This is a genomic window from Streptomyces sp. NPDC037013 (assembly GCF_055607265.1).
Map to the genome: position 1 here is coordinate 16987 of NZ_JBVJRV010000005.1, position 23792 is coordinate 40778.

Sequence of the window (23792 nt, forward strand, 5' to 3'; positions counted from 1 at the left end):
GGCCCTACGAGCTACTGCGCTCCCGGCAGCAGCGTCCCTGGTTCCGCCGGGGCCACGTCCGCGGCCTCGGTCTTGGGGTTGCGCCGCTGACGTCTGGACACCCACTGGGCGAACCACGACAGCAACATGCACATCCCGATGTAGATCGGCGAGATCACCATGACCACGGGGATGAAGGGCAAATCGTAGTCGAGGTTCGACGCGATGAGCTTCCCGGCGTGGAGGAACTCCTCGTAGGTGATCAGATAACCGAGCGAGGTGTCCTTCAGGGCCACCACCAACTGGCTGATGATGGCGGGCAACATGGCACGAACGGCCTGCGGTACGAGGACGTGTGTCATGACCTGTGTCTTGCGCATTCCGAGTGCGTAGGCCGCCTCCCGCTGCCCCCTCTCCACGGAGTTGACGCCGGATCGGAAGACCTCGGCGAGTACGGAGCCGTTGTAGAGCGTGAGCCCGGCGACCAGCGCGGGCAGTGGCTGGACCTTCAGCGCCACGAAGACGAAGAAGATCATCACCAGGACCGGCATCGCGCGGAAGAACTCCACGAGCAGCGTGGCGAGCCAGCGCACCGGGCGGTGGTCGGAGAGCCGGCCCATCGCGAGGAGCCCGCCGAGGGCGAGCGCGAGGACCGCGGAGATGGCGAAGGCCTTCAGGGTGTTGCCGAGACCGCGCAGGAGGAGCTCCTGGATGCCCTTGTACTCGAAGGGCCTCCACTTCGTCGCGGTGAACTGGCCGGTGTCGAAGAGCAGGTACAGGACCCATCCGACGAGCGCGAGCACGACCAGGGTGGAGAGCACCCCGTACAGCTTGTGCCGCCGGACGGTCCGTGGGCCCGGGATGTCGTAGAGGGCGGTGGAGTCGTGGGAGAGGGCTTTCATCGGGCGACTCCCCAGCGCTTTTCGAGGACATTGAAGATCGCGCTGATGGCGAGGGTGATGATGAGGTAGCCGAGGGCGATCCAGACGAAGGTCCAGATGATGTTGTAGCCCAGCTCGTTGAGCGTCTTGTACGTGCCGAGCAGTTCGGTGACGCTGAACGCGCCCGCGATCGCGGAGTTCTTGGCGAGCGCGATGAGGTTGGAGCCGACCGGCGCGATGACCGACCGGAAGGCCTGCGGCAGCACCACCATCGACAGGGTCTGTCCGAAGGACATGCCGAGGCTGCGGGCCGCCTCGCCCTGGCCCTTGGGCACGGTGTTGATGCCGGACCTGAGCGCCTCGCAGATGAAGGCGGAGGTGTAGCAGCCGAGGGCGAGCACCGCGAACACCTTGAAGGGCAGCACCAGGCCGAACCGCGGCAGCCCGAGCAGCACCGCGAAGAAGAGCAGCGTGAGCGGGGTATTGCGCAGGACCGTGACCCAGGCCGTGCCGAACGCCCGGAAGGAGCCGACGGGCGCCACCCGGAACGAGGCCATGACGAAGCCGAGCACGAGCGCGAGCACCGAGGCGTAGACGGTGAGTTCGACGGTGCCGAGGAAGCCCTTGCCGAAGGTGGAGAAGTTGTCTGTCAGTACGTCCACGACGCCTCCTCAGCTCGCCGGGTAGCGGTCGATGGCGGGCGGTTTTGGCGCCGGGACCCCGGAGAGGCCGAGTGTGGCGTCGTACGCCTTCTTCCAGTCACCGGCCTTCTCGCGGGCCGCCAGGGCGTCGTCGACGGCGAACCTGAGGGCGTTGTCGCCGCGGGGCACGCCGATGCCGTACGGCTCCTTCGAGAACGGTTTGCCGACCACCTTGAGCTCGTCGGGCACCTTGGCGGCGTAGCCGATCAGGATCGCGTCGTCGGTGGTGACGGCGTCGACCTGGTAGGTCAGCAGGTTGTCCACGCAGACCGAGTATGTGTCGTAGGCGACGAGGGTCGCCTCGGGGTAGTCGTGCTGAATCCGCTGGTAGGGCGTGGAGCCGGCGGCGGAGCAGACGCGTTTGCCCGCGAGGTCGCTGGGGCCCTTGATGTCGTCCTCGTCGCTGCGCACCAGCAGGCCCTGGCCCGCCATGTAGTAGGGGCCGCCGAAGCCGACGAGCTTCTTGCGGTTGTCGTTGATGGTGTAGGTGCCGACGTAGTAGTCGATCTGCCCGTTCTGCAGGGCGGTCTCGCGGTTCGCCGACGCGATGGTCTTGAACTCGATCCTGCCGGGGTCGAGGCCGAGCGAGGCCGAGATCATCTTGGCGATCTCGATGTCGAAGCCGGAGTAGTGGCCGCTGGCCGGGTCCTTCTCGCCGAGGTAGGGCTGGTCCTCCTTGGCGCCGACGATGAACCGCCCGCGGCTCTTCGCCTTCTTCCAGGTGCGCGAATCGGGCAGCCGGAAGCCGCTCGTCACGCGGTACTCGGGCAGCTTCTCGGCCGCGGGCCCCTTGGTCGGCGGACTGCCGTCCCGGCCGCAGGCAGCGGCGGCGCAGGCGGCCAGGACGAGCACCGCGAGCAGGCGGGTCGTCCGCGCGGTGTGGCGCAGGGTGTGGCGCATGGTGTGTCGCTTCACGAGCACGGCCCCCCGTCAGTGCTTGAGGATCTTGGAGAGGAAATCCCTGGCACGGTCGCTCTCCGGATGGGTGAAGAAGTCCTCGGGGGTGCGGTCCTCGACGACGCGGCCGTCGGCCATGAAGACGACCCGGTTGGCCGCGGAGCGGGCGAAGCCCATCTCGTGGGTGACGACGACCATGGTCATGCCGTCCCGGGCGAGCTGCTGCATGACCTCGAGGACCTCGTTGATCATCTCGGGGTCGAGGGCCGAGGTCGGTTCGTCGAAGAGCAGCGCCTTGGGGTCCATGGCGAGCGCGCGGGCGATGGCCACGCGCTGCTGCTGCCCGCCGGAGAGCTGTGCGGGGTACTTCTCGGCGTGCGCGGACAGTCCCACGCGCTCCAGGAGCTCACCGGAGCGCTTGTCCGCCTCGTCCTTCTTGCGGCCCCGCACCTTGATCTGGGCGAGCGAGACGTTCTGGCGGACGGTCTTGTGCGCGAAGAGGTTGAAGGACTGGAAGACCATGCCCACTTCCGCGCGGAGCCTCGCGAGCGCCTTTCCCTCCTCGGGCAGGGGCTGCCCGTCGAGTCTGATCTCTCCGGACTGGATGGTCTCGAGCCGGTTGATCGTCCGGCACAGTGTTGACTTGCCCGACCCCGAAGGGCCGATGACCACGACCACCTCCCCCTTGCCGACGGTGAGGTTGATGTCCTGGAGGACATGCAGCTTCCCGTAGTACTTGTTCACATCACGCAGCTCGATCAACGGATCGACGGCCATGGCAAGACCTGCCCACTCTCAGCTGTGTACGTCCGCGCAAACTATCCGCGTAAAAACGGGACTTACTGGACGACACGCACTTATGGGCATTAACCGTATTTGAGGCAATTCTGGTTACGCCTCGGAGGCCTCCGCGTAGACCTGCGAGAGCTCGGGCGCTCCCTGCACCGCCCAGTCCAGCCCCGCCTCGACGACCGGGATGTCCCGGCCCGACGCGAGCCGCACGACGGGGCTGCCGCCGGGCCAGACGTGCCAGGTCGCGCCCGGCACGGTCCGCACCACCACGCTGCCCAGGTAGAGCCCCGCGTCGTTGCCGAGCCACGGCAGCAGCTCGGGGTCGTCGCGCCAGCGCGGCAGGAGCTGGTCGAGGGCGCCCAACGAGGCAGGGGAGTCGTCGAGTTCGAGCCCGGCGGCGCTCGCCTGGGAACGCAGCAGCTCACACTCGGAGAGCAGTTCGGCGACGCCGTCCGGATCGTCCAGGAAAGCGGCCGCGAGCCCCTCGGCCGGGTCCGTCGCGGAGTGCCGCCTGCGCCACTTGTCGAGGAACGGGATGTTCATGATCGGCCTCTTCCGTCGGGTGGCGCCGCCGGACGCGCGGCCGGGCGCTTCTTCCGTATCTCCAAATGTATCTTGCATCAGTTGATCACGGAATCGTCCGAATCACACCGCAGGCTCACCTCCCGTACGGGCGGACCGGCCGCCGGCGCGGGCCGGGTGGCACCCCTGGTTCGGCCACGGCTCCCAACTCCCTTCCGCGTAAGCCGAGTCCGTCCTCCGGCAGGTGACTCTTCCGCACCGCGGGGTACCCGGAAAGGCCTGAGGGTCGGTGCGGAACGGTCCGGGAGGTGGACGATGGTGTGGTGGGCGTGGGTGGTCGCCGTGATCGTCGTGGTGGCTCTGCTGTCGGCCGCGGTGGTCGGCGTGCAGGCCCGGCGGCGCAGCGGCGGTGTGATCGTGGTGCGGCGCGGGCGGCGCCCCGGGCGAGGGAGGGCGCGATGACGGCTCCCCTGCCGAAGGTCATGGCCGCGGGTGACCTCACCAAGCGGCCGGTGGTCACCCTGGACGGCGAGGCCGTCGCCCAGGTCAAGGATGTCGTGCTCGACGGCGCGGGCGGCCGGATCGCCGGGTTCACGCTGGCCGGCCGGGGCCTGCTCTCCGGGCCGCTGCGCAAGAGCCTGCCGTGGGCGGCGGTGCACGCCCTGGGCGCGGATGCCGTGATGATCACCTCGGCGCAGGCCCTGGAGGACAAGTCGGCGGTCGCCTCCTGGGAGAAGGCCTCCGGTGGTCTGGTCCGCGGGGCGCGCGTCCTGACGGACCAGGGGGCGCAGATCGGGACCGTGCTCGACGTCCTGGTCGAGGCAGGTCGGGAAGGGCGGGTCGTCGGCGTCGAGATGTCGTCCACCGAGGCGCTCGGCCGGCACGAGCGGAAGGTCTTCCTGCCGCTCGGCGACCGCCCTGCCATGACCGGCGACACCCTGATGATCCCCGCGCGGGACACCGAGCACGTCGTCGAGGACGTCATCGACCTGCCCGCGGCCCTGTGGCGCAAACGCCTCGCCGACACCGACGGTCTCACGACCACGGGCGGCCCCCACCCCACGGACCCGCCGCCGACGGCCGGGCTCGATGCGACCGGTGAGGAGCGGAGCCGATGATGTTGCTCAGTCAGACCGTGGGGCGGCCGGTGGTCAGCGCGGACGACGCCGGGCACATCGGCACCGTCGCCGGGCTCGTCGTCGAACCGGACGGCGCGCTGATCACCGCCCTCCGCCTGGACGGCGTCAAGGACGGCGGTGACGTCATCGCCTGGGCGGACGTTCACGCGGTGGGGCCGGACGCGGTCGTCGTCGGGACGGCCGCGGCGGCCCGGTTCACCTCCGTGGACTCGTCCGACGGCCAGAACCTGCTCGGCAAGCGGCTGTTGACGGAGCTCGGCGACCTCGCCGGGACCCTCGCCGACGTCGCCTTCGACCCTGATTCCGGCCGCATCGAGGCCCTCCACGGCTCGCGCGGCGACCGGATCGCGGGCAGCCGCCTGCTCGGCATCGGCTCGTACGCGGTGGTGGTCAGGGCCGAGGGCAAGAGCGAGGCCTGACGGGGGCGCCCCGCCTCCCCGCTCACAGGTCGCGGCGGTCGACGGCCACCACGGCGACCGCAGCGGCGGCGAGCGGCCACACGGCCAGGACGAACCACGCGCCCGACGGCGTCCACGGGTACGACACGTCGGCACCGCCGGGCCCGGACAGCCGCAGCCACGCCTTGTACGGCAGCGCGTGGCCGAGGACCGCGGTCCAGTAACGGTCCTCGCTGAGCGTGACGGGCAGCAGGAGCAGCAGGACGAACGAGGCGACCATCGTGCTTCCGCCGTGCCGCAGCAGCGCCCCCAGGGCCATGCCGACCAGAGCCGACACCGGGGCAAGCAGCGCGGAGGCGGTGACGAGCCGCCACGCACCGGGGTGGCCGATCGGGACGCCGAGGCCCTTGCCGGAGAGGACAGCCTGGGTGAGCCAGAAGGAGAGGCCCGCGACGACCGCCCCGAAGACGGTCATCACCGCGGCCGTCACCAGGATCTTGGCCGCCATCGGCGGGCGCCGGGCCGGGACCGCCGCGAACGTCGTACGGATCAGCCCGGTCCGGAACTCCGCGACGAGGAAGAGCGCGCCGAACGCGCCGGCCGAGACCACCAGGACCAGGGTGGAGTTGGCGGTGAAAGCCTCTTGGAGCGGGATGCCGTCGCGGATGAACCGCTCCCGGTGTGCCGCGTCACCCGCCGTCCAGTAGCGGACCGTGTCGTACGCCGTACCGGCGTTGACGGCGACGACGGCGAGCCCGGCGATCAGCAGGGACCAGCCGGTGGAGCGCAGCGACCTGAGCTTGAGCCACTCGGCGGCGACGAGGTCGCCGAAGCGGGGCCGGAACGCGGCCGTCGGGCTGCGGGTCATCGGGGCTCTCCTGCCGGGTATTCGACGCTGTCGGCGGTCAGTTCCATGAACGCCTCCTCCAAGGAGGCCGTGCGGGTGGCCAGTTCGTGCAGCGGGACCCGGTGGGCGAGGGCGAGTTCGCCGACGCGGGGCGCGTCGGCGCCGGTCACCAGGAGCCGTCCGTCGCCGTCGGCGCGCACCGACGCGCCCTCGGCCGTCAGCAGCCGGGCGAGAGCGGGCGCGTCCGGCGTCCGCACGGTGACCGTGGCGCCGCCCGCACGGCCGGCGAACGCCGCGAGGCTCTCCGCGGCGATGAGCCGGCCGCGGCCGATGACGACGAGCCGGTCGGCGGTGTGCTCCATCTCGGACATGAGGTGGCTGGAGACGAAGACGGTGCGGCCCTCGCGGGCCAGCCGCCGGAAGAGCCCGCGCACCCACAGCACGCCCTCGGGGTCGAGTCCGTTGAGCGGTTCGTCGAAGAGCAGCACCGGTGGGCCGCCGAGGAGCGCGGCGGCGATGCCGAGCCGCTGCCTCATGCCGAGCGAGAACCCCGCGACACGGCGCCGGGCCGCCTCCGTCAGGCCGACCTCCGCGAGCACCTCGTCGACGCGGGAGCGCGGGATGCGGTTGCCGCGGGCGAGGACGGCGAGGTGGGCGCGTGCGGTGTGGCCGCCGTGCGCGTCACCGGCGTCGAGGAGGGCGCCGACGTGGCGCAGTCCGCGTGCCCGGTCGCGGAACGGCCGCCCGCACACGGTGACCGAGCCGCCGGTGGGGGCGTCCAGGCCGAGGATCATGCGCAAGGTGGTGGACTTGCCGGCTCCGTTCGGGCCGAGGAATCCGGTCACCAGCCCCGGACTCACCTGGAAACTGAGGGCGTTCACCGCCGGCCGCTTCCCGTATCTCTTCGTCAGTTCGTCGGCTTCGATCATGGGGACCACGGTGCCGCGCGCCGCCCCCGCCCGTCGTCGGCCCTGCGCCGACACTTGGCGGCGGGCGGGGTCGACCGGGGTTGTACACCCTGGGTGCGATGCCCGTGCGCGTCCGGCTGGCTACGATCGGCCCATGTCCGTCACCCCGTCGTTGTCCCTGTTCAGGCACGCGCCCCCGGGCGTGTGGGCCACCGTCTCCTGGTGTCTGGGCATGGCGGTCGCCGCGCGGTCCTACTCCGGGCTCCCGATGATGCCGACGAGCGCGTTCGAGGGTCCCGGCCCGGCGGAGTGGCTGGTCGTCGCCCTCGCCACCGGGACGGCGCTGCTCGCCGCGCGGCTGCTGGAGCGCCGCCCCCTGACGGCCCTCGTCATGCTGATCGCCGCCTCGTACGCGGCCACGCTGGCGCTCGACGAGACCGGCATCACCTTCCTCCAGTACGCGGCCGTCGACATCGCCGTCGGCTTCGTCGTGGCGACCGGGACCCCCGGTGCCCGCCGGACGGCCCTCGTCCTCGCGCTCTGCGTCCTGCCCGCCCACGCGCTCCTGCGGCAGCTGCTCGGTCTGCCGATCCAGCTTCCGTATACGCACAGCAACAGTTGGTCGGACTGGCGGACCTACTCCCTGATGGCCGCGGTGGCCTGGCTGGTGGGCGACTCGGTGCGGCGGGCGGCCGCCTACGCGGAGCGGCTGAGCGCCCAGGCCACGGCGCAGGCCGTCACCGCCGAACGGCTGCGCATCGCACGGGAGATGCACGACACGGTGGCGCACAGCATCGGCATCATCGCCCTCCAGGCGGGCGCGGCGGCCCGGGTCGTCGAGACCCAGCCGGCCGGCGCGCGGGAGGCGATGACCGCGGTCGAGACGGCGGGCCGCGAGACCCTCGCCGGGCTGCGGCGGATGCTGGGCGCGCTGCGGGAGAGCGATGCCGGGGACGCGGCGCCGCGCGGGCCCGCCGAGGGGCTTGCGGACGTGGAGCGCCTCGCCGCGTCGACGACGGCGGCCGGGGTGCGGGTGGACGTGGTGTGGCGGGGAGAGCGGCGGCCGCTGCCCACGGACGTCGACCTGTCGGCGTTCCGCATCATCCAGGAGGCGGTCACCAACGTGGTGCGGCACGCGGCGGCCACGGCCTGCACGGTCCGCGTCGACCACCGCGACGAGGAGATCGTCATCGAGATCGAGGACCGCGGCCGGGGCGGCGCGACGGCTCGGGACCCGGACACTGGATACGGCCTGGTGGGCATGGGCGAGCGAGTCGCCCTGCTGCACGGCGAGTTCAGTGCAGGCCCCCGCCCCGGGGGCGGGTTCCGGGTGCGGGCCCGGCTGCCCCTGCCGGTCGCGGCGGTGGCCCGATGACCATCCGTGTCCTGCTCGTCGACGACCAGCCCCTCGTCCGTACCGCACTGAGCATGGTCATCACCGAGGCCCCCGACATCGAGGTCGCCGGTGAGGCCTCGTCGGGCGAGGAGGCGGTGCGGGCCTGCGCCGAACTGCGGCCAGACGTCGTGGTGATGGACATCCGGATGCCGGGCATGGACGGCATCGAGGCCACCCGGCGGATCACATCGGGCCCGACGGCCGCACACGTCGTCGTGCTGACCACGTTCGACGACGACGAGTACGTGTACGGGGCGCTGCGCGCGGGCGCGGCGGGCTTCCTCGTCAAGGACATGGCCCTGGACGACATCCTGGCCGCGGTGCGCGTCGTCGCGACCGGCGACGGCCTGCTGGCGCCGGGCGTCACACGCCGGCTGATCAGGGAGTTCGCGGGACGGCCCGCGCCCGTGGCGGCGCGCGGGACGGCGCTCACGGGCATCACGGACCGCGAGCACGAGGTCCTGACGCTGGTGGGGCGCGGCCTGTCGAACACCGAGATAGCCGCGGAGCTCTGCCTCAGCGTCGCCACCGCGAAGACCTATCTGACGCGGCTGCTCGCCAAGCTCGGCGCCCGCGACCGCGTACAGCTGGTGATCCTCGCGTACGAGCACGGGCTGGTGTCGGCGGAGCGCTGAACGGGCCGGTGGACGCGGCGAGTTCGCGCCGTGTTCACGCGCCCCTCATTGACGGGTCTCCCCGGCCTCCTTAGCTTCATGGCGCATCCGTCCCCACTCGTTCCCACTCTTCACCCATCGCTCATCGCCCGCCGCTCATCCACCGGGCCATCACACGCGGGAGGGTCTGCCGTGCGCCGACGTATCTGGGGAGCGGCCGCCGCGCTCACCCTGTTCACGGGTCTCGTCCCGGTGGCATCGGCACAGGCCGCGCCCCCGCACGGGACCGCGCCGCTCCCCCTGGAGCGGCTCTTCGACAATCGCGCGGTCAGCGCGGACGAGCGGCCCGCCGACGCGGACTTCGACGGTGCGGGCGGCTCGCTGTCCGCACGGGATCTGGCCGCGGCAGGGTGGACTCCCGGGCGCGAACTGGGCGTCGAGGGGGCCCGCCTCCGCTGGCCGCGCACCGCGCCGGGCGCGCCGGACAACGTGCGCTCCGACGGGCAGAGGGTGCGGGTGCGCGGCCGCGGGAACGCCCTCGCCTTCCTGGTGGCCGGCACGGGCGGCGAGGCGAGCGGCACGGGCACGGTCCGCTACCGGGACGGCTCGCGCGGCGGCTTCCGGCTCACCGCGCCCGACTGGCGCTCGGGCCCGCTCGCCACGAAGTCCGTCGCCCTGCCACACATCAACACGCCCGGCGGCCAACTCGCCGAGAAGGCACGGCTGTACGTGGTGACGGTGCCGCTGGACCGCGGCCGCGAGGTCGCATCGGTGCGGCTGCCCCGTGACCCCGGCGCCGCGGACCTGCACGTGTTCGCGCTGTCGGTGCGGGCCGGCACGCGCGGCTGGACGGGCACCTGGTCGGCGTCGACGGCCGGTCACGCCGCGGTGGGCCCCTGGGCCGACCGGACCGTACGGCTCGTCGTGCACACGAGTACCGGCGGCCCCCGCGTGCGCATCCGGCTCGACAACACGTTCGCGTCGGCGCCGGTGCGGATCGGCGGGGCGACGGCGGCGGTGCAGGAGTCCGGGGCGGGCGCGCGGGGCACACCGCGGCGGCTGTCCTTCCGCGGCTCGCCCGGCACGGAGATCCCGGCGGGCGCGCAGGCGTACAGCGATCCGCTCGCCTTTGACGTGCCCGCCGACGCGAACCTCCTGGTCAGCTTCCACCTGCCCGGGCCCGTGTCATCGGCCCCACTGCACAGCCAGGCCCTCAAGCACTCCTACGTGAGCACGCCGGGCGACCACGCGGCGGACGGCTCGGCGGCGGCGTACACCTCCACGATCACGACGTGGCCGCTGCTCACCGGCGTCGACGTGGGCGGCGGGCCCGGCTCGGTGGTGCTGCTCGGCGACTCGATCACGGACGGCGTGAAGTCGACGCCGGACGCCGACCACCGCTGGCCCGACGTGCTCGCGGACCGGCTGCGCGACCAGTCGGCCGTGCCCCGCTACGGGGTGCTCAACCAGGGCATCTCCGCCAACCGCGTGATCGCCGACCGCTACCCCGGTGACGGCGTCTCCACCGACACCGGCGGCGTCAGCGCCCTGCACCGGCTGGACCGCGACGTCCTCGCCCAGACCTCGGCGCGCACCGTCGTCGTCTTCGAGGGGGTCAACGACGTGCGCTGGGGTGCCGGCGCGGAACAGGTGATCGCGGGGCTCCGGGAGATCGCCGGGCGCGCGCACGCCCGCGGGCTGCGGGCCGTGGCGGCGACGATCGGGCCGTGCGAGGGCGAGTCGCTCTGCACCGCGGCCGCGAACGAGCGGCGGGAGGCCGTCAACGCCTATCTGCGCGGCGGCGCCGACTTCGACGCCGTGCTCGACTTCGACGCGGTGCTGCGGGACCCCGCGCACCCGGCGCGGATGTCGCCCGCCTACGACAGCGGGGACCATCTGCACCCGGGCGACGCGGGCCTCGCGGCGCTGGCGGATTCGGTGAAGCTGCGGCTTCTCGTGCCCTAGCCCGACGGCCGCTACACGTCCAGGTCGACGACGACCGGGGCGTGGTCGGACGCGCCCTTGCCCTTGCGCTCCTCGCGGTCCACGTACGCGTCGGAGACGGCCTTGGCGAAGGAGGCGTTCCCGTAGACGAGGTCGATGCGCATGCCCCTGTTCTTCGGGAAGCCAAGCTGGCGGTAGTCCCAGTACGTGAACGGGTGGTCGTACTTCAGGGGGCGGGGCACGACGTCCGTGAGGCCCGTCTCGCGCAGGGCGGCGAGCGCGGCCCGCTCGGCCGGGGTGACGTGGGTGGCGCCGACGAAGAGCGCCGGGTCCCAGACGTCGTCGTCGGTCGGCGCCACGTTGAAATCGCCGAGGACCGCGAACGGGCGGGGGCCCGCCGCGTCCTCGGCGACCGCCGCCTTGAGGGCCTCGAACCACTGGAGCTTGTAGGCGTAGTGGGCGTGGTCGACCTCGCGGCCGTTCGGCACGTACACCGACCAGACGCGGACCGGGCCGCAGGTCGCGGAGAGCGCGCGCGGCTCATCGAGGCCGTCGTACCCGGGACCGCCCGGCAGGCCCTTCACGACGTCGTCGAGGCCGACCTTGGAGACCACCGCGACGCCGTTCCACCTGCCCGTCGCGTTCACCGCCGACTCGTAGCCCAGCTCGCGGAGCTCGGCGGCGGGGAACTGCTCGGCCGTCGTCTTGGTCTCCTGTATGCACAGCACGTCCGTGCCGGTGCTCTCCAGCCAGGCCAGGAGCCTCGGCAGACGGGCGGTGATCGAGTTCACGTTCCAGGTCGCAATGCGCATGTCCCACAACCTACCCGGCGCCACCGACAGTCAGAGTTCGGCCGACTCCCCCGGCGTCAGACGCAGGTGCTCCGTGCCGCCGAGGGAGCCGATCTGGTTGTCGTAGATGGGCCTGGCGAGGTCGGTGAGGAGCGCGTCGTGGACGTCGTAGGCGCGCTGCGGCCTGACCTCCCGTACGTAGTCGATCACCTCGGAGATCTTGCTCCAGGGGGCCATGACGGGCAGCATCAGCGTCTCGACGGGCCGGCCGGGGACGGTCAGCGCGTCGCCGGGGTGGAAGACCGAGCCGTCGACCAGGTACCCGACGTTGGTGATCCTGGGGATGTCCGGGTGGATGACCGCGTGCAGCTCCCCGTGGGCCTCGACCTCGAATCCGGCGGCCGTGAAGGTGTCGCCGTGCCCGACGGTGTGCACGCGCCCGGGGAAGGCCGCCGAGATCTGGTCCGCGACGGACTTCAGGGTCCAGATCTCGGCGGCCGGGTTCGTCTCCATGGCGGCGCGCAGCCGGTCCTCGTTGAAGTGGTCCGGGTGCTCGTGCGTGACGAGGATCGCGTCGGCGCCGAGCGCGGCGTCCTCCTCGCTGAAGCCGCCGGGGTCGACGACGAGGGTGCGCCCGTCCTTTTCGAGCCGCACGCACGCGTGGGACTTCTTCGTGAACGTCATGCGCCCCGCGCGCGGGGTCTGGGTGTCGGCAGAGAACGTCATGCCGTCCATCCTGCTACTCCTGCGGCGTGGTTTCCTCACGGATCACGGCCTGCGCGACCTTGAACGCCGAGTTCGCCGCCGGAACGCCGCAGTAGACGGCCGCCTGCAACAGGATCTCCTTGATCTCGGCGGGGGTGAGTCCGTTGCGCAGCGCCGCCCTGGTGTGGAAGGCCAGCTCTTCGAGGTGGCCGCCCGCGACCAGCGCGCCCAGCGTGACGCAGCTGCGGGAGCGGCGGTCGAGACCGGGCCGATTCCACACCTCGCCCCAGGCGTAGCGCGTGACGAGCTCCTGGAACTCGCCGGAGAAGTCGTCTGCCGAGGCGAGCACCCGGTCGACGTGCGCGTCGCCGAGGACCTCGCGGCGGACCTTCATCCCGGCCTCGTACAGGTCGGGGCGGGCCCCGCCCTCGACGGCCTCGGGCTGCTCCGCCGCGGCGATCTCACCGGCGGGCGCGACGGGCGGCGGCGGCGCGAGGACGGGCTTGACGGGCGGCGCGCCGATCGCCGACTGGCCGAGCGTCGCGTCGGGCGCGGGCTGCCAGGCGGTGGAGAAGTGGCGTACGAGGAGGTCGGTGACGGCCGCGGGCTGCTCGACCGGCGCGAGGTGCGAGGCGCCGGGCACGACGGCGAGCCGCGCGTCGGGGATCCCCGCGACGAGGGTGCGGGCCTCGCCCTGTCCCGTGACCTGGTCCTCTGAGCCGACGAGAACCAGCGTCGGCACGCCGATCCTGGCCAGCTCGGCGCGGATGTCGAAGGCGGCGAGCGCCTCGCAGGCCGCGATGTAGCACCCCGGGTCGGTGGTGCGCACCATCTGCACGGCCCAGTCGGTGATCGCCGGCTGGGCGGCGGCGAAGCCGGGCGTGAACCAGCGGTCGGGCGCGGACCTGGCGATGGGGTCGAGGCCGTTGCTGCGCACGATGACCCCGCGCTGACGGAACTCGTCGGCCGTGCCGAACCGCGGCGACGCGGCGATCAGCGCGAGCGAGGCGACGCGCTGCGGGTGCCGGAGCGCGAGTTCGGCGCCGATGGCACCGCCGAAGGCGCAGCCCGCGTACCCGAAGCGCTGCACGCCGAGCTCGTCGAGGGTGGCGAGCAGCCGGTCGGCCAGCTCGCCGACGGAACCGCACGGGTGGGCGGGCGCCCCGCCGTGTCCGGGCATGTCGAAGCGGAACACCCGCCACTGCCGGATCAGCTCGGGTACCTGGCGATCCCACATGTGCCATGTGGTACCGAGGGAGGCCCCCAGGATCAGCACGGGGGCGTCTTCGGGCCCGTCAAAGCGGTATTGCAGGGTGTTCTTCGGTGGCTCACTCACCCGCCCGACCCTCTCATCAGTCACGACAGACCCTATGTCCGGGGGTCGGATGGTAGCTGTTCGACCGGGTGGAGGACCTCCCGGGCCGCGTACCGTCAGAGGCAGCGAACGATTCGCGCCGGTTCTTACCCTCCTTGATCCGGCGCTCGTAGTACGCCTGGGTACGCGGGTCGACCCGCAGGCGGGTGAACACAATGCGGTGGAGCGCAGCATTGGCCTGCCGGTCGCCGCCGCGGTTGAGGCGACGGAACTGTCGGCGCCCCGAGGAACGCTCGACGGGGCCCACCCCGCGCAAGGCAGCGAAGGACGCCTCGCTGTCCAGCCGTTCTGGGTTGTCCCCCACGGTGATCAGCAGAGTGACGGCCGTGTCCGGGCCAACCCCCACCACATCGAACAGCTGAGGGGCATGGCATTCCACGAGGCGGGCCAGCCGAGCGTCCACCTCGCGGATCTCCTCGGAGAGCTGTCCGATCCGGGATGCCAGGGTGACGATCACGGCCTTGAGCTGGTTGATGGTCCGGGTGCGGGCTTTGACGGCCGACGCCTTCGTGAGTTTGTACATCCTGGCGATCTGCACCGGCCCATCGCCCGATTTGGCACGAGCACAGGCCCGCCCGCTCAGCACAGCTCTCGCCGCATTCTGGGCATCGAGTGGATCCGATTTGCCGCGCCTACGGCGATCGGCCCGATCCATCCAGTTCACGTCAAATACGTCCACGCTCTGGGCAGAGCGCGGTAGCCGGCTGCGGTGGCCGAGAACTCGTCGGTGGCCAGCACCGCCCCTGTCAAGGAGAGCACCGAAGCCACATGGGCATCCCGGTGCGTATCCACCCCCAGCACCACCTCCCCCGCAGGGCGACGACGGGGCTTCGGAGCAGGCAACGTACTGGACATGGTCGAACTCGCCATACCCGATTTCCTTCCCGGTCCGATGACGTGTCGCGTTGCCGGTACCGGGCCGCGTCGGACGGTCAGAATCGTGAGGACGCCACAATGAACGGCAGGCCCCTGTCGGGACACGCCTCGCCAGCCCGGTACCGACAACGCACCATCCCCGGCCAACAGCCGACACTGTGACAGCGGGACACTTCGGTCAGAAAAATCATGAGTCAGACCCCGGGCCCGGGGACAGCGCCCACCCCACCCTCCCGCCCCCGCTCGGCGACCGCAGAACATGCTCGATTACCCGTACGTAACACCCAGAACCTGATCCCAGCCGACCACAACAGCGCACGAAGGTAAGCGGCGGTTCGGGGTTGCTCGTTGACAGAGACACCGCCACCGACCAGCCCCGCCGCGGTAATCAACTCTGCTGTCAGAGGCAGGACTTACTCTCGAAGACATGACCCACAACGTGCTGCATCACGGTTACGGGATCACTATCGACTTGAGTGCGTCAGACCTGGGGAACCCCGACCGTCCCGGGCTCCTGCAGGAGATTCACCGCAACCAGCGACCTGGCCCTGCCCATCCCGAACGGCAATCCAGTTGAGCGCCACGGGCAACCGGCCTCCCCGGCCCGCAGGCCTCTGGCGCAGGAGAGCGGCCGCAGTCCTGGCGCCGGCGAAGCGGTGCCCACCGGCCTCGATCGACGTCGGCCCTCCAGGGGGGCATCCCGCCCGCTTCACAACGGCATGTCGATCCGATGAGTGCTTTGCTGTTCTCCGCACGTCAGCGAGAGAGCCAGGGCGAGCGATCCCGCTCCGGGTGCCGGCCCTGGCTGCAGCGAGAGCGAGCCTTCGGTGAACCGACCTTCTGGGTCGCTACCGAATGCACCACCGCCGTCCGTGTATTCCCCACCGAGCTCATCCTTCGCTTCCAACGACAGAAAGATCGGCGGCCCGGCCTCCGTCATCGAACCGTCGGGCTCGTCCGCCCACCTCTCGGGAAGCGCAGGCGTGATGCGGTAGAAGAGTTCGATCTGCTCAGACGTCCACGTGAGGCGCCGTACCTCCAGTTCGTGGCGGCCGCCCAGGACAGCGAACGTCCTGCCCGCACCGCCTCCGTTCTTGCGCTTGCCTTTACCCATGCCTGCTCCCAACCGTGTGCCGGCGCCTCAGGCTCATCCCGACCCCTTGGGCGGCACCTGACAGGTGATGTAACGCGTCGCACCCGCTCGCGGGTTGCTGTGGCTCGTGACGAGCCAGTAGAAAGTGATCTTGTTCTTGGTGCGGATGGTGTGCTTCGTACTGCTCCCCTTGCGGTTGTACTTCTTCATGCTGCCGTGGAAGTTGTACGTGCTCGCCCGGGGATGAGGGCCGTACGGTGCGTTGATGGCATGGTTGTTCACCCAGGCGTTGGGCATGGACACCGTCACGGCCGGGCCGAGCTTGGCACGCGACCGCGCCGTCAGTTTGAAGTTCCAGCGGACAGTACCTGCGCGCGTCCTGTCCCAGTCGACGTTGGCGACGCTGTGCTTCCACACCCCGGTGCACTTCTTGTCCGCCGCGGTGCGGGCATGTATCTCCTCGGCACGCTGTTGGACACGCGCATACGTCACAGCCGGAGCTTCCCCCTCCGTAATGCTGATCAACTCCCCCGTATCCGCCTCACCGTGCGACTCAGCCGCGTGCGCCGGAACAGCGCCTCCAGCAAGAAGAGAGACTCCTAGCACGGAACAAATCAGCAGCGAGTGCTGCCTCTTCTGAGGCATTGACAACTCCCCGTTCAGACATGCCCACCGCAACATGTGCGGCGAACTCCTATCGGTCACGGAGCCAGACGGGGCCTGCCGAGCACGCGTTCCCCCGGTCGGAATCAAGAGATCGTTAAGCTCCCGTGCCCGCCTTCACCTGCTGGAAGCCGACTGCGCCGACGCCCGTCCTACCGGAGGGGCCCGGACCCCCTGATGGTTGGCCCAAACCACTCCGCACGGACGGACAATCGTGCAGGACAGACGCGCTCAAGGGCACGGAGACGGCGGCTCGCAAGACGTAGGTAATTCGCCCGCGAGTACGTCCCTCACACAACGGGACCTGCCCCCGTCAGCGACGTGTCAATTCTGCGGACGGCGGCGTAAACACCGCGTAGCCGCCCCAAAGTCGGGTGGGTGGAGAGCCTAGCGTCGGCTCCATGCAGCCACCCCCATCTCCGTATCCCCAGGCGGACGTTCCCTCGGACACCCTGTACGACGCGGGATGGATCGGCGAGGCTCGGTATGCGATCGGGTGCGCAACTCTCCTGCTCGGAACGTCGTTGCTCGTCGACGCGGGCGCGCACGGTCTGCCCCTGCTCCGGACGACGGCCTGGATCACCCTGGCGGCAGCACTGCTGGTGATACTGCTGCCCTCGCGTGTCAGCGCCGGACCAAGCCGGCTGACGGTCAAGGGACTGTGGGTCACCAAGACGGTCCGGACCGACCGGCTCACGGCGCTCGACTGGCCTGTCGGCTTCGCGCAGCGCTTGGTGTTGACAGATACTGACGGCGTACGGGCAGAGGTCGATCTGCGCGTGCTCATCACCAACCCGGCCCTGTGGCTGCGGCTCGAAACCGACGCGCGAGCTGCCCAGGAGCGCGGCGCCCTCGATCGCGGAGCGGCGAGTCTCGGTCGACTGTCCCTGCGCATCGATGCGGAGACCACCCGCTCCGTCTTCAACGTTTCGGGCCTGCGCTAGTTGTGGCAGGAAGGGTCGAGTGGCACGGGCGTCGGTGTCAAGAACGCGCCATGGATCGAGTCGCATCACTCCAAGCGCAGCGGTCGGCGGCAGTCTCCTCATGTGGCAGCTTTCTGGGGTCCTGACCGTGGCGTGCGCCGCACCATGTACGTGCTTGCTGCCGCAGCCGTGCTCCTGATCGCGCTCGGCGCAGCTCTTGACGTTCCATGGCTGCTCGGCATCGGCGCGTGGGCGCTCATGGCCTCTTTCGCGATCGAGTTCTTCCGTCGCCCGTAGCCCACCCGCTGCCGCTGTCGCAGTGTTTTGAGATATACACCGTGGCTCTGCCCTCATCAACGAGCCTGTACGTCGGCACGGCCGACACGTACAACCCGGCCACCGGGGTACTCCGCGTAGGCCGCATACTCGGTGATCACACGAGGCCGTCACTGCAGTACTGCCTGACCAGTGCCGGGAGCGAGGAGACATTGATGGGGGACATGAAGGACGTGAACGGCCCAGCGGTGCCCGAAGTAGTGGAAAGCCCCGCCCTACGGGCGCAGCCGACCGGCCGCCTGGCCCGGTGGATGCTGCGCCACCAGGTGCAGCCCGTCGGGCCGGCGGCCGGCGGGGGACACGCCGAGCCACACGCCTGGTGGAAGGTGATGTGCCTGACCGGCGTCGACTACTTCTCCAGCCTCGCCTATGTTCCGGCCATCGCCGCGCTCGCCGCCGGCGCCGCTTCTCCCCTGGCGACACTGCTGATCGTGGGCCTGACCCTGCTGGGCATGCTGCCCATGTACCGGCGTGTGGCGAAGGAAAGCCCGCACGGAGCGGGGTCCGTGGCGATGCTGGAGGACCTGCTGCCGTTCTGGTGGGGCAAGTTGTTCGTGCTGGTCCTGCTCGGCTTCGTGGCCACGTCATGGATCATCACCATCACCCTGTCGACCGCGGACGCCTCCGTGCACGTGGTCGAGAACCCCTTCTTCCCCGAGGTCCTGCACGGCCACGAGGTAGCCCTCACGGTGGCACTGTTGCTGGTCCTCGGCGGGGTGTTCCTGCTCGGTTTCAACGAGGCCGTGAGCGTGGCCATCCCGCTGGTCGCGATCTTCCTGGCGCTCAACGCGGTCGTCATCGGCCTCGGCCTGGTCCACGTCTTCACCACTGCCGGGGCGTTCTCGGCCTGGACGGATGCCCTCATCGGGGACGGCGCCGGCATCGGCGACCTGGTGACGCCGGCCCTCCTCGCGTTCCCGCTGCTCGTGCTGGGTCTGTCCGGCTTCGAGACCGGGGTGAGCATGATGCCGCTGGTGTCCGCCGACGGCACGGACGACGAGGAACGACTGCGATCTCGGATCCGCAACGCCCGCAAGCTGCTGACCACCGCCGCCCTGATCATGAGTGTCTACCTGCTGGCCTCCAGCTTCGTCACCACCGTCCTCATCCCCGAGAAGGAGTTCCGGCCCGGCGGCGCCGCCAACGGCCGCGCCCTGGCTTGGCTGGCCCACGAACACGTCGGGGAGGCGTTCGGCACCGCCTACGACATCAGCACGATCCTCATCCTCTGGTTCGCCGGAGCGTCTGCCATGGCGGGGTTGATCAACATCGTGCCCCGCTACCTGCCCGACTACGGGATGGCTCCCGAGTGGGGCCGCGCGGTGCGGCCCGTGGTGCTCGTCTACACCGCCCTGTGCATCCTCATCACCATCGCCTTCAACGCGGACGTCGACGCCCAGGCGGGCGCGTACGCCACCGGCATCCTGGCCATGATGGTCTCCGGTGCCTTCGCGGTGACCCTCTCGGTGGCTCGCCGCGGCCGCCGGCCGGTGGCCGTCGGCTTCGCGCTGCTCACCCTCGTCCTGCTCTACGCCCTGGTGTACAACATCTTCGACAAGCCCGACGGCATCACCATCTCCGGCTTCTTCATCGCCGGCATCATCTTCGTCTCGCTGATCTCCCGCGTGTCCCGCACCACGGAGCTGCGTGCCGACCGCATTGTCTTCGACGAGGCCGCCCGCCGTTTCATCACCGACACTCTCGCGCACGACAACTCGATCAATATCATCGCCAACCGCCGCCAGGCCGGCGACAGCGCCGAGTACGGCGACAAGGAGCGCGAGCAGCGCGGCAACAACCCGGTCCCCGGCCCGGCCGACGTGCTGTTCCTGGAGATCGACGTGGTCGATCCCTCCGACTTCAGCGAAGCCCTGTGCATCCATGGAGTCGAGGTCGACGGCTACCGGGTCCTGCGCGCCGAGGCCCCGGCCGCCCCGAACGCCATCGCCGCGATCCTCCTCGCCCTCCGCGACACCACGGGCGTCCAACCACACTGCTACTTCGCATGGGCCGAAGGCAGCCCCCTGAAGCACATGTTCCGCTACTTCCTCCTCGGCCGCGGCGACACCGCCCCCGTAACACGCGAGATCATCCGCAAACACGAACCCGACCCCGGCCACCGACCCGGCATCCACGTAGGCGGCTGACCGACCTGCCCGACAGCGGCCCTTACCAGGGTCGGGAGACAGCGACAACCGCTGGAGAGAGCCCCAGCGAACCGCCGTGCCCGCGTCCACGTCGGCTGACGGACGAGCAGCGGGCAGCTACCGGGCGATCCGGAACCTGAGCCGGCAGATGACCGCGTCGGTGTCGCGTCGAACGGCGTGGGCGACGATCGCGCCGCGCTGGTTCTGCAGCAGGCGCTGCCACAGCCGCTCCGGCTCCGTCTCGGCGATGAGCACAGTGACTCGGGTACCGGGCTCGGTCTCGGCCAGTGCGCGGACATACGCGGTGATCGGGCGGCCCAGCGTACGGCGCTCGGACGGCAGGCGGATGAGTTCCACGCCCGGGTCCCACAACGCCCAGTGGCGCTCCACCGCCTCGGTCACCGCTTGGTCCTCGGCGTCCGCGTGACACACCATCACCGCCCGCACCTCGTCGCCCAGGGAGACGGCGGCAGTGAGTGCCTCGCTGGTCAGGCGGGTCAGGGAGGAGACCGGAACCAGGACGAGTGAGCGCTGATGGCGCGGGGGTTCTGGGATGCGGCCGATGCCGAGGCGCTCGCCGATGCGTCCGTACGTCCGGTGGACGTGCTCGAAGAGGGCGACGAGCAGCGGCAGGGCGATCACGATCAGCCAGGCCCCGTCGGGGAACTTCGTGGCCGTGACCACGATCGCGGAAACGCCGGTCAGCAGCGCGCCCAGGCCGTTGAGCAGAGCCTTGCCCGCCCAGCGGGGTCCACGCTCCCGGCGCCAGTGCAGCACCATGCCGGTCTGGGCGATCGTGAAACCGACGAAAACACCGATCGCGAAGAGCGGCACGAGCGTATTGGTGTCACCGCCGGAGCACACCAGAAGAGCCGCCGAGACCACCGCCAGCCACACCACGCCATGCCGGTGCACCTGACGGTCCGCCTTCAATCCGAAGACGTGCGGCAGGTAGTTGTCGCGGGCCAGCAGCTTCAACAGAACCGGTAGGCCGCCGAACGACGTGTTGGCCGAGAGCGCCAGCAGCACCATGGTCGCGAACTGCACCACGTAGAAGCCCCAGTTGTGGCCGAGGGAGGCATCCGCGAGCTGAGCGAGGACGGTAACACCCTCGACCGGCTGGAGACCGAAGCGGGAGATCAGCACCGACAGGCCGATCAGCATCACGCCCAGGAGCGCACCCAGCGCGACCTCCGCACGCATCGCCCGCCGGGCGGCCGGGGCGCGGAACGATGGCACCGCGTTCGCGATCGCCTCCACGCCCGTGAGCGCCGAGCAGCCGGAGGCGAATGCCTTGAGCAGTAGGAGAGCGCCGACGGTGGTGGCGTTGTCCCCGAGCACGGAGGCGTGGCCGGCGGAAGCCGCAGTGGACACGGGGGCATCACGGAACAGTCCGACGGCGATCAGGACGAGAATCGCACCGATGAAGATCGCCGTGGGCACGATGAACACACGAGCCGACTCGACGATCCCTCTCAGGTTCACTGCGGTGATCAGAACGAGGACGACGAGGCAGATCCACAGCCGGTCGCCGTACAGCTCAGGGAAGGCCGAGGTGAGGGCGGCGACACCGGCCGTGACAGCCACGGCCACGTTCAACACGTAGTCCAGCACCAGCGAACCGGCGGCGACCAGGCTCGTACGGCGGCCGAGGTGCGCCTTGGCGACTGCATAAGAGCCTCCCCCGTCGGGGAACGCCGCGATCACTTGACGGTACGAGGCGACCAGGACAGCCAGCAGGCCGGCTATCGCAAGCGTGACGGGGAGGGTGAAGCCAAGACCATGGGCACCCGCGGCAGCCAGGACCAGAACGATGGCCTCGGGCCCGTACGCCACGGAGGCCATCGCGTCCAGGGAGAGCGCGGCGAGGCCGGTGACGGCGGTGAGCCGGTGTCGGGCACCGGGATCAGGAGGTTCCTCGGCGCTCGGAGCCGCAGCATTCGAGGTGGTCAGGACGGCCATCGGGTTAATCCCTTTCAAGTCTGGTCCGCTCAGACTGCGGTCCAGACTGGTCGATTCCGAACCGTCTTTCCGCCCCCTTGACGCCCTGCGGCAGAGTCGTTACGCCCCCTTGATGCCACAGCGCCGACCCGGCGGGCCGCCGGTGACGGGTTCGCTGACGCTGAAGCACAGAGCGGCGGAACCGACGGCGTCCCGAGGAACGCTCGCCGGGACTGACCCCGCACAGAGCGGCGAACGCCGCCTCCCTGCCCAGCCGTTCCGGGTTGTCCCCCACCGTGATCAGCAGAGCAACCGCCGTGTCCGGACCGATCCCCACCAGCTGCGGGGCATGACCCTCGACGAGCCGGGCCAGACGAGCGTCCAACTCCCTGATCTGCTCGGAGAGCTGGCCGATCCGCTGAGCCAACAGCCCCAGGGTGGGTCGGCGGCTATCGGCCCACGTCGACCCGGAAAGTGAGTCGGCTGTCCTTCGTCTGGAGTGCGGCGCTCTGGAGGGTCGGGTCTTTGTACGACGCTGCCTGCTCGACCAGGATGGGGCAGCCGTACTCGTCGTCGAGGCAGCCGCCGAGTTCGGCGCCGAGGGTGTCGACCCGGGCTACGCCCGCCTGTCGCTTCAACCATTTTTCGACCAGGGAGACCTGGTCGGCACAGTGATTGACGCACGGGTCAGGCCACGTGTACGTCACTTGTGCCCGGTTTTGGTCGACGTGGGTCGTGGCCGTCCGGGAGAAGCCCTTGGGGGCGGTCAGGGACTCGGCCACACTCCGGTTGGTCTTGTACGCGCTGTTGTCCCGCAGGAAAGGGATGGACCCGGCAGCCGCGGCCAGCACGCACACCACTGCCACAATGCTCCACTTGGCCCGTCGTGAGAGACGTCGGCGCGGTGCGGGCCTCGGCCTGGCGGTGGGCCCCGCCGCGGCCTGCCGCACGTCGGGGCTCCACGCCGGCATCGTGGGCAGCGCGAACACGGCGGGGCCCGCCGGGCCGGGAGTTGGTGCCGCCAAGCCGTTCAGCTGGGCTTGCAGCTGCTCCATGGTCAGGCGTGCGGCTGGATCCTTGTGCAGCAGCCCGTCGAGTACGGGGCCGAGCACCCCCGCCCGCACGGCCGGAATCGGCGGCTCCGTCACGACGGCGACCAGGACCGCGCTCGGGGCCGTCCCGGCGAACGGGGCGCGGCCCTCCACGGCGGCGTACAGCGTCGCACCCAAGGACCAGAGGTCGGACTCGGCCGTCGCGGGCAGACCCCGGACCTGCTCGGGCGCCATGAACGCGGGCGTGCCCATGATCATGCCGGTGGCGGTGAGGGTGGCGTCTCCCTCGAGGGCGGCGATCCCGAAGTCGGTCAGGACGACCCGGTCCCCTTCGAGGAGGATGTTGGCGGGCTTGATGTCCCGGTGAGTGATCCCCACCCGGTGCGCGGCACCGAGCGCGGCCGCCACTTGCCGCCCGACGTCGGCGGCCCGCTCGGGCGTGAGCGGGCCCTGTGCCTCGACGAGGTCGGCCAGGGACCCGCCGTCCACCAACTCCATGACGATCCAGGGCCGTCCGTCGGGGCCGGATATCCGGTCATGAACGGTGATGATCCCCGGATGCTTCAGCCGCGCGGCGGCACGGGCCTCGCGGTCGAGCCGGGCGATCCAGTTCTGCCGCTCGGGCTCGCCCAGATGCTCGGGCAGCCGCAACTCCTTGACGGCGACGTCCCGCCCCAGCTGCTCATCGTGGGCATGCCAGACGGCGCCCATGCCACCTTGGCCGAGCAGTCGGCTCAACCGGTAGCGACCCGAAAGGAGTTGCCCGTGATCGTCGTCCACGCAGGGAATATAGCCCGGCCGCCGCACTGGACCCCGGAGTTCACGCCCTGGCGGCGGATGACCGGCCGTGTTCTCATGTGGCGTCATCTGTG

The 23792-nt window shown here is 70.6% G+C and carries 25 protein-coding genes; 9 read left to right on the forward strand and 16 right to left on the reverse strand.

The features are described from left to right. Positions 1-11: 11 nt before the first annotated feature. The 5 genes from ACZ7DY_RS19100 to ACZ7DY_RS19120 all read right to left on the reverse strand — a co-directional run bounded on the left by ACZ7DY_RS19100 (position 12) and on the right by ACZ7DY_RS19120 (position 3793). Entirely contained in the window at positions 12-881 is an 870-nt protein-coding gene (locus ACZ7DY_RS19100; RefSeq protein ID WP_471136769.1) for an amino acid ABC transporter permease, read from the reverse strand. Further along, entirely contained in the window at positions 878-1522 is a 645-nt protein-coding gene (locus ACZ7DY_RS19105; RefSeq protein ID WP_471136771.1) for an amino acid ABC transporter permease, read from the reverse strand. The genes ACZ7DY_RS19100 and ACZ7DY_RS19105 overlap by 4 nt, the downstream gene beginning before the upstream one ends. 9 nt (positions 1523-1531) lie before the next feature. After that, a complete protein-coding gene (locus ACZ7DY_RS19110) occupies positions 1532-2461 on the reverse strand; it encodes a glutamate ABC transporter substrate-binding protein (RefSeq protein WP_471137676.1) in 930 nt (309 codons plus the stop codon). 30 nt (positions 2462-2491) lie between these two features. After that, positions 2492-3235: an amino acid ABC transporter ATP-binding protein gene (locus ACZ7DY_RS19115; protein ID WP_471136773.1), complete on the reverse strand. Its 744-nt coding sequence runs from the start codon at positions 3233-3235 to the stop codon at positions 2492-2494. A 114-nt stretch (positions 3236-3349) separates the two neighbouring features. Then, a complete protein-coding gene (locus ACZ7DY_RS19120; protein WP_471136775.1) occupies positions 3350-3793 on the reverse strand; it encodes a DUF6278 family protein in 444 nt (147 codons plus the stop codon). A 294-nt stretch (positions 3794-4087) separates the two neighbouring features. Between ACZ7DY_RS19120 and ACZ7DY_RS19125 the strand changes: the two genes are divergently transcribed. The 3 genes from ACZ7DY_RS19125 to ACZ7DY_RS19135 are packed head-to-tail and all read left to right on the forward strand — an operon-like array spanning position 4088 to position 5330. After that, positions 4088-4234, forward strand: a complete 147-nt coding sequence (locus ACZ7DY_RS19125) for a hypothetical protein (protein ID WP_471136777.1) — start codon at positions 4088-4090, stop codon at positions 4232-4234. Beyond that, positions 4231-4890 (forward strand): PRC-barrel domain-containing protein, encoded by a 660-nt coding sequence (locus ACZ7DY_RS19130; RefSeq protein WP_471136779.1) that lies wholly within the window; start codon positions 4231-4233, stop codon positions 4888-4890. The genes ACZ7DY_RS19125 and ACZ7DY_RS19130 overlap by 4 nt, the downstream gene beginning before the upstream one ends. Further along, positions 4887-5330, forward strand: coding sequence for a PRC-barrel domain-containing protein (locus tag ACZ7DY_RS19135; RefSeq protein WP_471136781.1), 444 nt, complete (start codon positions 4887-4889; stop codon positions 5328-5330). Before ACZ7DY_RS19130 ends, ACZ7DY_RS19135 begins: the two co-directional genes overlap by 4 nt. Positions 5331-5352: 22 nt before the next feature. Here ACZ7DY_RS19135 and ACZ7DY_RS19140 read toward each other — a convergent pair whose 3' ends face one another. Both ACZ7DY_RS19140 and ACZ7DY_RS19145 read right to left on the reverse strand, forming a co-directional pair. Continuing rightward, positions 5353-6177: an ABC transporter permease gene (locus ACZ7DY_RS19140; RefSeq protein ID WP_471136783.1), complete on the reverse strand. Its 825-nt coding sequence runs from the start codon at positions 6175-6177 to the stop codon at positions 5353-5355. Beyond that, on the reverse strand, positions 6174-7085 hold the full coding sequence (locus ACZ7DY_RS19145; protein WP_471136784.1) for an ATP-binding cassette domain-containing protein: 912 nt from the start codon (positions 7083-7085) through the stop codon (positions 6174-6176). The genes ACZ7DY_RS19140 and ACZ7DY_RS19145 overlap by 4 nt, the downstream gene beginning before the upstream one ends. 133 nt (positions 7086-7218) lie before the next feature. Between ACZ7DY_RS19145 and ACZ7DY_RS19150 the strand changes: the two genes are divergently transcribed. The 3 genes from ACZ7DY_RS19150 (at position 7219) to ACZ7DY_RS19160 (ending at position 11039) form a co-directional block, all read left to right on the forward strand. Continuing rightward, positions 7219-8439 (forward strand): sensor histidine kinase, encoded by a 1221-nt coding sequence (locus tag ACZ7DY_RS19150; protein ID WP_471136786.1) that lies wholly within the window; start codon positions 7219-7221, stop codon positions 8437-8439. After that, on the forward strand, positions 8436-9095 hold the full coding sequence (locus tag ACZ7DY_RS19155; RefSeq protein WP_471136788.1) for a response regulator: 660 nt from the start codon (positions 8436-8438) through the stop codon (positions 9093-9095). Before ACZ7DY_RS19150 ends, ACZ7DY_RS19155 begins: the two co-directional genes overlap by 4 nt. A 171-nt stretch (positions 9096-9266) precedes the next feature. After that, a complete protein-coding gene (locus tag ACZ7DY_RS19160) occupies positions 9267-11039 on the forward strand; it encodes an SGNH/GDSL hydrolase family protein (RefSeq protein ID WP_471136790.1) in 1773 nt (590 codons plus the stop codon). 11 nt (positions 11040-11050) lie between these two features. On the opposite strand, the gene ACZ7DY_RS19165 is transcribed toward ACZ7DY_RS19160, so the two are convergent. The 6 genes from ACZ7DY_RS19165 to ACZ7DY_RS19190 form a co-directional block, all read right to left on the reverse strand. Continuing rightward, positions 11051-11830, reverse strand: a complete 780-nt coding sequence (locus ACZ7DY_RS19165; protein ID WP_471136792.1) for an exodeoxyribonuclease III — start codon at positions 11828-11830, stop codon at positions 11051-11053. 30 nt (positions 11831-11860) lie between these two features. Next, positions 11861-12493 carry an MBL fold metallo-hydrolase gene (locus tag ACZ7DY_RS19170; protein ID WP_471137678.1) on the reverse strand — a complete coding sequence of 211 codons (633 nt, stop codon included), beginning with the start codon at positions 12491-12493 and terminating at the stop codon, positions 11861-11863. A gap of 55 nt (positions 12494-12548) precedes the next feature. After that, positions 12549-13850 (reverse strand): bifunctional 3-oxoadipate enol-lactonase/4-carboxymuconolactone decarboxylase PcaDC, encoded by a 1302-nt coding sequence (gene pcaDC, locus ACZ7DY_RS19175; protein ID WP_471136794.1) that lies wholly within the window; start codon positions 13848-13850, stop codon positions 12549-12551. Between the two features lie 16 nt (positions 13851-13866). After that, positions 13867-14568 (reverse strand): transposase, encoded by a 702-nt coding sequence (locus ACZ7DY_RS19180; RefSeq protein ID WP_471136796.1) that lies wholly within the window; start codon positions 14566-14568, stop codon positions 13867-13869. A gap of 906 nt (positions 14569-15474) precedes the next feature. Beyond that, a complete protein-coding gene (locus ACZ7DY_RS19185; protein WP_471136798.1) occupies positions 15475-15879 on the reverse strand; it encodes a hypothetical protein in 405 nt (134 codons plus the stop codon). 33 nt (positions 15880-15912) lie between these two features. Next, positions 15913-16350 (reverse strand): hypothetical protein, encoded by a 438-nt coding sequence (locus ACZ7DY_RS19190; RefSeq protein WP_471136800.1) that lies wholly within the window; start codon positions 16348-16350, stop codon positions 15913-15915. A 572-nt stretch (positions 16351-16922) separates the two neighbouring features. Between ACZ7DY_RS19190 and ACZ7DY_RS19195 the strand changes: the two genes are divergently transcribed. The 3 genes from ACZ7DY_RS19195 to ACZ7DY_RS19205 all read left to right on the forward strand — a co-directional run bounded on the left by ACZ7DY_RS19195 (position 16923) and on the right by ACZ7DY_RS19205 (position 19927). Then, positions 16923-17465 (forward strand): hypothetical protein, encoded by a 543-nt coding sequence (locus ACZ7DY_RS19195; RefSeq protein ID WP_471136802.1) that lies wholly within the window; start codon positions 16923-16925, stop codon positions 17463-17465. A gap of 150 nt (positions 17466-17615) precedes the next feature. Next, positions 17616-17741 (forward strand): hypothetical protein, encoded by a 126-nt coding sequence (locus tag ACZ7DY_RS19200; protein WP_471136804.1) that lies wholly within the window; start codon positions 17616-17618, stop codon positions 17739-17741. A gap of 203 nt (positions 17742-17944) precedes the next feature. Beyond that, positions 17945-19927, forward strand: coding sequence for an APC family permease (locus ACZ7DY_RS19205; protein ID WP_471137680.1), 1983 nt, complete (start codon positions 17945-17947; stop codon positions 19925-19927). Positions 19928-20044: 117 nt separating this feature from the next. Here the strand turns inward: ACZ7DY_RS19205 and ACZ7DY_RS19210 are convergent, their stop codons facing one another. The 3 genes from ACZ7DY_RS19210 to ACZ7DY_RS19220 all read right to left on the reverse strand — a co-directional run bounded on the left by ACZ7DY_RS19210 (position 20045) and on the right by ACZ7DY_RS19220 (position 23700). Beyond that, positions 20045-21889, reverse strand: a complete 1845-nt coding sequence (locus ACZ7DY_RS19210; RefSeq protein WP_471136806.1) for an APC family permease — start codon at positions 21887-21889, stop codon at positions 20045-20047. 4 nt (positions 21890-21893) lie between these two features. Further along, the gene (locus ACZ7DY_RS19215) at positions 21894-22205 is read right to left on the reverse strand and encodes a transposase (protein WP_471137683.1); all 312 of its coding nucleotides are present in this window, start codon (positions 22203-22205) and stop codon (positions 21894-21896) included. A gap of 112 nt (positions 22206-22317) precedes the next feature. Then, positions 22318-23700 (reverse strand): serine/threonine-protein kinase, encoded by a 1383-nt coding sequence (locus tag ACZ7DY_RS19220; RefSeq protein WP_471136808.1) that lies wholly within the window; start codon positions 23698-23700, stop codon positions 22318-22320. Positions 23701-23792 lie beyond the last annotated feature (92 nt).

What these genes read in the sequence shown, in the direction of transcription:
- ACZ7DY_RS19100 (WP_471136769.1), bottom strand. Translation starts at nt 881, where the DNA reads ATGAAAGCCCTCTCCCACGACTCCACCGCCCTCTACGACATCCCGGGC.
- ACZ7DY_RS19110 (WP_471137676.1), bottom strand. Translation starts at nt 2,461, where the DNA reads ATGCGCCACACCCTGCGCCACACCGCGCGGACGACCCGCCTGCTCGCG.
- ACZ7DY_RS19115 (WP_471136773.1), bottom strand. Translation starts at nt 3,235, where the DNA reads ATGGCCGTCGATCCGTTGATCGAGCTGCGTGATGTGAACAAGTACTAC.
- ACZ7DY_RS19120 (WP_471136775.1), bottom strand. Translation starts at nt 3,793, where the DNA reads ATGAACATCCCGTTCCTCGACAAGTGGCGCAGGCGGCACTCCGCGACG.
- ACZ7DY_RS19125 (WP_471136777.1), top strand. Translation starts at nt 4,088, where the DNA reads ATGGTGTGGTGGGCGTGGGTGGTCGCCGTGATCGTCGTGGTGGCTCTG.
- ACZ7DY_RS19130 (WP_471136779.1), top strand. Translation starts at nt 4,231, where the DNA reads ATGACGGCTCCCCTGCCGAAGGTCATGGCCGCGGGTGACCTCACCAAG.
- ACZ7DY_RS19135 (WP_471136781.1), top strand. Translation starts at nt 4,887, where the DNA reads ATGATGTTGCTCAGTCAGACCGTGGGGCGGCCGGTGGTCAGCGCGGAC.
- ACZ7DY_RS19140 (WP_471136783.1), bottom strand. Translation starts at nt 6,177, where the DNA reads ATGACCCGCAGCCCGACGGCCGCGTTCCGGCCCCGCTTCGGCGACCTC.
- ACZ7DY_RS19145 (WP_471136784.1), bottom strand. Translation starts at nt 7,085, where the DNA reads ATGATCGAAGCCGACGAACTGACGAAGAGATACGGGAAGCGGCCGGCG.
- ACZ7DY_RS19150 (WP_471136786.1), top strand. Translation starts at nt 7,219, where the DNA reads ATGTCCGTCACCCCGTCGTTGTCCCTGTTCAGGCACGCGCCCCCGGGC.
- ACZ7DY_RS19155 (WP_471136788.1), top strand. Translation starts at nt 8,436, where the DNA reads ATGACCATCCGTGTCCTGCTCGTCGACGACCAGCCCCTCGTCCGTACC.
- ACZ7DY_RS19165 (WP_471136792.1), bottom strand. Translation starts at nt 11,830, where the DNA reads ATGCGCATTGCGACCTGGAACGTGAACTCGATCACCGCCCGTCTGCCG.
- ACZ7DY_RS19170 (WP_471137678.1), bottom strand. Translation starts at nt 12,493, where the DNA reads ATGACGTTCACGAAGAAGTCCCACGCGTGCGTGCGGCTCGAAAAGGAC.
- ACZ7DY_RS19185 (WP_471136798.1), bottom strand. Translation starts at nt 15,879, where the DNA reads ATGGGTAAAGGCAAGCGCAAGAACGGAGGCGGTGCGGGCAGGACGTTC.
- ACZ7DY_RS19195 (WP_471136802.1), top strand. Translation starts at nt 16,923, where the DNA reads ATGCAGCCACCCCCATCTCCGTATCCCCAGGCGGACGTTCCCTCGGAC.
- ACZ7DY_RS19205 (WP_471137680.1), top strand. Translation starts at nt 17,945, where the DNA reads ATGAAGGACGTGAACGGCCCAGCGGTGCCCGAAGTAGTGGAAAGCCCC.
- ACZ7DY_RS19210 (WP_471136806.1), bottom strand. Translation starts at nt 21,889, where the DNA reads ATGGCCGTCCTGACCACCTCGAATGCTGCGGCTCCGAGCGCCGAGGAA.